Origin of the sequence: Paenibacillus ihuae, assembly GCF_001368795.1 — a bacterium.
Classification (GTDB): Bacteria; Bacillota; Bacilli; order Paenibacillales; family Paenibacillaceae; genus Paenibacillus_AQ; species Paenibacillus_AQ ihuae.
This window is the reverse complement of the sequence record NZ_LN831198.1, coordinates 3,040,762-3,046,636: the sequence shown is the minus strand read 5'-3', so window position 1 is coordinate 3,046,636 and position 5,875 is coordinate 3,040,762. Positions and strand designations below refer to the sequence as shown.

The window sequence follows — 5,875 nt, the reverse complement described above, 5'->3', positions numbered from 1 at the left end:
AGTATACTTAGGAATGCAAAAATTTGGTGCACGTGCATACTCATCTAATTTTGATTTAGAATCGTTAAAAGAGGCTGTTACGTATGCGCACCTGAGGAACGTTAAAATCTATGTTGCAATGAATACCATCGTTTTCGAAAACGAAGTTGAAGAGATGAAAGAGCAAATACGCGAATTAAATGAAATTGGTGTCGATGGCATTATCGTCCAGGACCTGGCTGCTTTCGATTATATCGTTAAAAACTTTCTTGATATGGAAGCACATTGTTCAACTCAAATGGGAATAGACGATGTAGACGGAACTTTATTATTAAAAGAACTTGGTGCTAAGAGAGTTGTTCTGTCCCGTGAGGTTGAGATGGAAAAAGTAAAAGAGATCAAAAGAATAGCTGAAATACCTTTAGAAATTTTCGTTCACGGTGCTTTATGTGTATCTTACTCGGGAAACTGTCTAATGTCAGGATTAATGGGCAATCGAAGCGCAAATCGCGGAAGATGTGTTGGTTCATGCCGTAAGGAGTATGAACTAAGGGATAAGACATCAGATACATCTTTAGGGAAAAACCATATTTTATCTACTAAGGACTTAAACACAATCGACTATATCAAGGATTTAAAAGAAATCGATTCTTTGAAAATAGAAGGTCGAATGAAAGTGCCTACATATGTTGCTAATGTTGTATCAAAATATCGCATGGCCTTAGATCATAAAATAACCGAAGAAGATAAAGAAAATTTGAAAAAAACATTCAATAGAACATTTACTAAAGGATATTTATTTCGTGAAGATAAGAGAGATATTACAAACATCTTAAGACCTAATAACTTTGGTTATGAAATTGGAACAATCAGCAAGATTTTTAAAGATAGGTATGAAATAACACTTACACGTACTTTAAGTCAAAACGATACCATCAGAATAAGTCATGACCAAGAGGATGTTAATTTAACGGTTGCAAAACTGTACGATAAAGATGGCGAATTAATCAACAAAGCAGATCATGTCTGCTATATCAAAGTCAAAGAAAAGTTGTCTGTGGGAGATCTAGTATATAAAACGAAGGATTATTTCTATAACAAAGAATTAGAAGCATCACTGGAAAAAGAATTTAAGCGGTTTAGCCTAGATATTAGAGTATATGCATGTCCAGATTCAAAGCTTCACATAGATGCGGAGGGCTTGGGCCATCATTATTCATATGAAAGCGAGGAAATACTAGGCGAAGCCATTAATAATCCAACAACGAAAGACCAGGTAATCAAGCAATTTTCCAGATTAAATGATACGGTACTCGAGCTTAATCATGTTGAGTTTGAGGAATGCAATGCATTTATTCCAGCTAAACTGTTAAATGCAGCAAGAAGAGAGATTGTCCTTGGCTTATATGATTTAAAGCTTAACAGCCAAGAGAAAAGAAGCAAGGCTTTGGAAGCAAAAGAAAAAATAAGCTTTACCCCTGTAAAACCATACCTTACTGCCTCTGTAACGACTAAGGAACAGTATGATGCTTGCGTGAGCTGCGGAATTAAGGAAATCTATTTTGAAAACGTGGTTAGAAGAAATCAGAATAAGTATAAGAACAAAGAAGGGCAGCTGCTCATCGGAGGATATGGTGGGATTTATCACTACAGAGCAACGAATCCGTTTGTTACAGACTATTCTCTAAATGTTGTTAATGCTACTAGTTGCTATGAATTATATAAATTAGGTGCTAAACGAGTCACTTTATCTTATGAGTTGAATAAGAGCCAAATAGAAGATTTAATGAATGCCTATTATGAAGAAAATGACGGCTATCCTGCACTGGAAATGATTGTATATGGCAGAGCTCCTTTGATGTTTACAAAATATTGTCCGATGAAAAAAATGAATCAATGCAGAATTTGCAAAACGAAGAGCTATGAATTAAAAGATGAGCACGGGACGTTCCCTATCATTTCCCATAGTGATTGTACAACGACTCTCCTTAATGGGAAGACGCTTAATCTTTTAGATGAGCTACAAAACATCAAAGGAATCGAGGCGCTCAGATTAAACTTCACAGTTGAATCCAAAGAGCAGGTTGTGAAAGTCATTAATATGGCGTCAGGTAAATTAAATGGCTCAATGAATAATGCTGTCTTTAATCAGGAAACAGACACAAGAGGACATTTTAATAAAGAGATTGTGTAGGTAGTCAAAGGGATGGTTCTGGCGAAGAGTATTTCTTTGATAATGCCCCGGTTAACTTTGGTGGTTATTTTCAGGATTTTAAAGATTTGGTCATTGAACACAAAGAGTAGTAGTTTTCTGGTGTTGGACAAATCGATCATGCAATCGTTCAGCTTAACATAAAAGAACAAGAAAGAGCCGCCCAGTACTGGGCGGCTCTAAAACTTGATATTTTCCGTTTGGCCATTACCAGGTCCCGCTATTTCTGTTTTCAATTGTTCAAACCACTCTAAGTTTATCAAGTGATGGGAACGGGAATTTTCGTTCATGCGGCGGTAGTAATCGATTCTGCCGGGAAGTTCTTGTGTGTTGGACAGGTATTGATCAAGGAGTGCAATTCGGGTTTTAGTCTGGTCGATTTGCGATTGGATCAGTTCCAGCAATTTGTTTTTGTCGTATTGATCGGCAAAGAGCAGCGCCCCATAAAATTGCAGGTTCACATATTCCGATTTAGTGCCGTATTTGACCATTAATTTTTCGAATTCAGCCATTCCCGATCCGGTGATTTTATAGTTCCGAATCTCGCGTCCGATGGTTGAAGGTTTCTTCTGAATTTGTTCAATCCAACCTTTTTCTTCAAGTTGCTGGAGATTGTAATAAAACGAGCCCTTCGTGAAGTTTACAATGTATTGGTAATGGCGCTTTTCCATTAAAGCCAGTAGTTCATATCCGTGAGCACCAGGGATTTGGATGAGCAAGCCAAGGATGAGTAAGGGGATCATGGTTTCATCACCTTTACCATCTGTGCCTCGAATTCCGCGTAAGTGATTTTACCCGAAGCCAAATCCAGGCTATGAAGGAAGGTTTGTTCTGTTTTCGAATACTCCCGATCCACTTGCAGCGACTGATCCTCCCCAGGAATAGGCTCCATGACATGACACTTTTTCGAAAAAGCCTCGAAATAGCGGTAGCCGAATTTGCGTTGTGAAACCGCGTCTAAATGAATGCCATCAGGATTCGCAGTCAAATCTGCCGCTGTTACAAAAAAACAATTTTGCTGTTCCTTAGCGAAGTGCTGCAAATGTTCATTGACTTGCCGATACTCTGTCGCATGCTGTCCGAAGCCAGTCTTTCCAAGGAAATCACCAAGTCCGCCGATGATCAACGGAACCTCATCAAGATCCAATTCGTTTCTCAGGCTCTCTATGATAAAGGTTAATTTCTCGTAATAAGATTCATGCAGCGAACGATAACTGTCGCTCTCACCTTGATGCCACAGGATTCCGCAGATCTGACTGGACCGCAGAGCGAAGCGGGCTTCGGATAAAGCATGCTGAAAAAGGTTGCCTTCCGGATGCCAATCATTCAAGGAACTGCCGCCTTCCGCACAAGGAATCAAACCAATTTCTTCGTCGGGATTGGCCTTCGACCAGGCATCGGCAAAAGAAGCCGCCAGGCTTACGCCGGAAACCGGACGGTCATAATTAATCGGCTCTGTCATCATCTGCCACTGTCCATTACGCAGCATTTTTATTTTCTCATTAATAATAGGATCGACATCATGCAAGAATCCACGGCCTGCCATATTAGACTGCCCCAACATTAAGAATGACTTTATCATTTAGTCCTCACTCCTGTATACCACCATTATAGTCTAATTAGACTAAATCGAATTATACAGTCTAATTAGACTATAGTCAATTACCCATCGGGTCATTCGATAAGGACTTTTACACTAACGGAAAAAGATAGTGGAATGATGGAATCTGTGATTTATGCGATTAAATGTTAATTTAAATCGAGCTCAAATGGAGAGTAGTTCAGCTGCGTTTCCAGCCGTGCCGGTTGTTGCGAAATGACAAGCAGACTTTGCGCAAAACGTTGCTTTTATATTTCTCGCCGTAACAGCTTGCGCGCCCGATCCTTCCTCATTCTCCAGAAAATAATCAGACCGTAAGGAGAATGGCCGCATTCATTTGTGGCTCGGATCTGGATTGGACGCTTGCCCGCTGTTATTTGGCCGTTATTCACGGGAAGTAAATTTCGACTTTTCAAACCTATTATTTTCCCGCATAGCCCTCATCTGCCTAGCATGTCTTACATCACGGCGGCGTTCTCTCACTTTGAGTTGGCTAAGCATAATGAGCAGCCCCAAAGTGCCGAGCACATAAGAAACCATATGATTCACTTCATTCCACATGTTTGCAGCAGTCAGAAGGGATACCGCTCCAATGATGGTTGCAATTATTCGCTGTGTATTCTTATTTTGCGTCTCTATCAATTTTTTCTCAAAGGAACTCGATAGCTTTACCCGTAAATTTCCGCTATCCATTTTATCTACTGCCGAAATGAACTTCTTTGTCGTAGGAAGGATTCCTTTGAGAAGATTCTTGCCTTCATCTACAACGTTGGAGAAGACACTTCCCCGTAAATCGCTACGTACAACCTCTTCAACATAAGGCTTAACGGTCCCAATCAAATCAAGCTCAGGGTCCAGTCCCGTACAAAGCCCATACACCGTGCCTATGGCTTTTCCCAAAAATGTTGTATTTGCAGGTAACTGAAAGGGCTGAGAATAGAGGAAATCCCGTAACTCTTCAGCATTGTCACCTGATGTCACAAAACTGAGGTCAAACGTATCCCCGTTGATTTGTTCAAATAAGGATGTAAGATTTCTTGAAAACACCTCTAAGTCTACATTCCGTCTTAAAAATCTCAATCGGGTAAGGGCATCGATGGCGCCGTGAGCATCTTTTAAATACACGGCCATTAAAAGGGCTACCATTTGTGCCTTCATATCCTCGGGAATTCGTCCGACCATTCCAAAATCGATTAATGCTATGGTGCCGTCAGGCTGTACGAGAACATTTCCCGGGTGCGGGTCTGCGTGGAAGAAGCCTTCTAACAGAATCTGTTCTACGAAGATTTCAATCAATGACTTCGCTAATTTAGTCCGGTCTACACCCCAAGCATCAAGCTGGGCAAAATTGTTGATTTTTACACCTTCCAAAAACTCCATAGTTATAACCTTTGAAGTTGTATAGGACCAATGAATGGCTGGAACAACAACATCATCCCGATGGATAAACTGCAGCTGAAATTCTTCTGCATTTCGCCCCTCTTTTTGATAATCGAGCTCATCCATAACGGTCTCGTGAAACTCGTCATATACAGCATCGAGGTCCATGAAGTCTCTAATCTTGGTCCAGCGTTTTATTAACCGAATAGCAACTTGTATGGATTTCCAATCAATTGCAATAATATCCTCAACCCCGGGACGCATAACTTTTACTGCAACGTCTTCACCTGTCCGTAATGTCGCCCGATGTACTTGTCCTAAGGAAGCCGCTGCGATAGGAGTTGTATTAAACTCAGCAAAAATCTCGCTTATGGATACTCCGAGTTCACGCTCTACCTTTTGCTGTATCTCGGAAAAATCTACGGAATCTACGGAATCCTGGAGCTGTGACAATTCATCAATAATTTCCTTCGGCAAAATATCCACTTGCGCACTAACATGCTGCCCAAGCTTGATAATTAATCCACCCATATCCATTGCGGTCTTCGTAAAAAAGGCGGCCTGTTTTCGATATAAGGCTTTTGTTTTCGCTTCTAAGCGCCGTCCGGAAATAAAATGTTTTTGCCTGCCCAGCCACCAGAAATCCCAGGCGAACTTAAAAATCATCCGCATGGTTCTTCTGAACCGGAGATCCTTCATCAATT

The 5,875-nt window shown here is 40.7% G+C and carries 4 protein-coding genes; 1 reads left to right on the top strand and 3 read right to left on the bottom strand.

Annotation, left to right across the window (positions count from 1 at the left end):
- Positions 1–2,173: U32 family peptidase (locus AQR02_RS13815; RefSeq protein ID WP_054942103.1), on the top strand; the 2,173-nt coding region annotated here is incomplete at its 5' end.
- 197 nt (positions 2,174–2,370) lie between these two features.
- On the opposite strand, the gene AQR02_RS13810 is transcribed toward AQR02_RS13815, so the two are convergent.
- From AQR02_RS13810 to AQR02_RS13800, 3 genes are all read right to left on the bottom strand, one after another.
- Positions 2,371–2,934: a PadR family transcriptional regulator gene (locus tag AQR02_RS13810; protein ID WP_054940986.1), complete on the bottom strand. Its 564-nt coding sequence runs from the start codon at positions 2,932–2,934 to the stop codon at positions 2,371–2,373.
- Complete coding sequence (locus AQR02_RS13805; RefSeq protein ID WP_054940985.1) at positions 2,931–3,773, bottom strand: sialate O-acetylesterase; 843 nt, start codon at positions 3,771–3,773, stop codon at positions 2,931–2,933. The genes AQR02_RS13810 and AQR02_RS13805 overlap by 4 nt, the downstream gene beginning before the upstream one ends.
- Positions 3,774–4,175: 402 nt before the next feature.
- Positions 4,176–5,875 (bottom strand): ABC1 kinase family protein (locus tag AQR02_RS13800; protein ID WP_209444157.1); only part of this gene is annotated, 1,700 nt, incomplete at its 5' end.

What these genes read in the sequence shown, in the direction of transcription:
- AQR02_RS13810 (WP_054940986.1), bottom strand. Translation starts at nt 2,934, where the DNA reads ATGATCCCCTTACTCATCCTTGGCTTGCTCATCCAAATCCCTGGTGCT.
- AQR02_RS13805 (WP_054940985.1), bottom strand. Translation starts at nt 3,773, where the DNA reads ATGATAAAGTCATTCTTAATGTTGGGGCAGTCTAATATGGCAGGCCGT.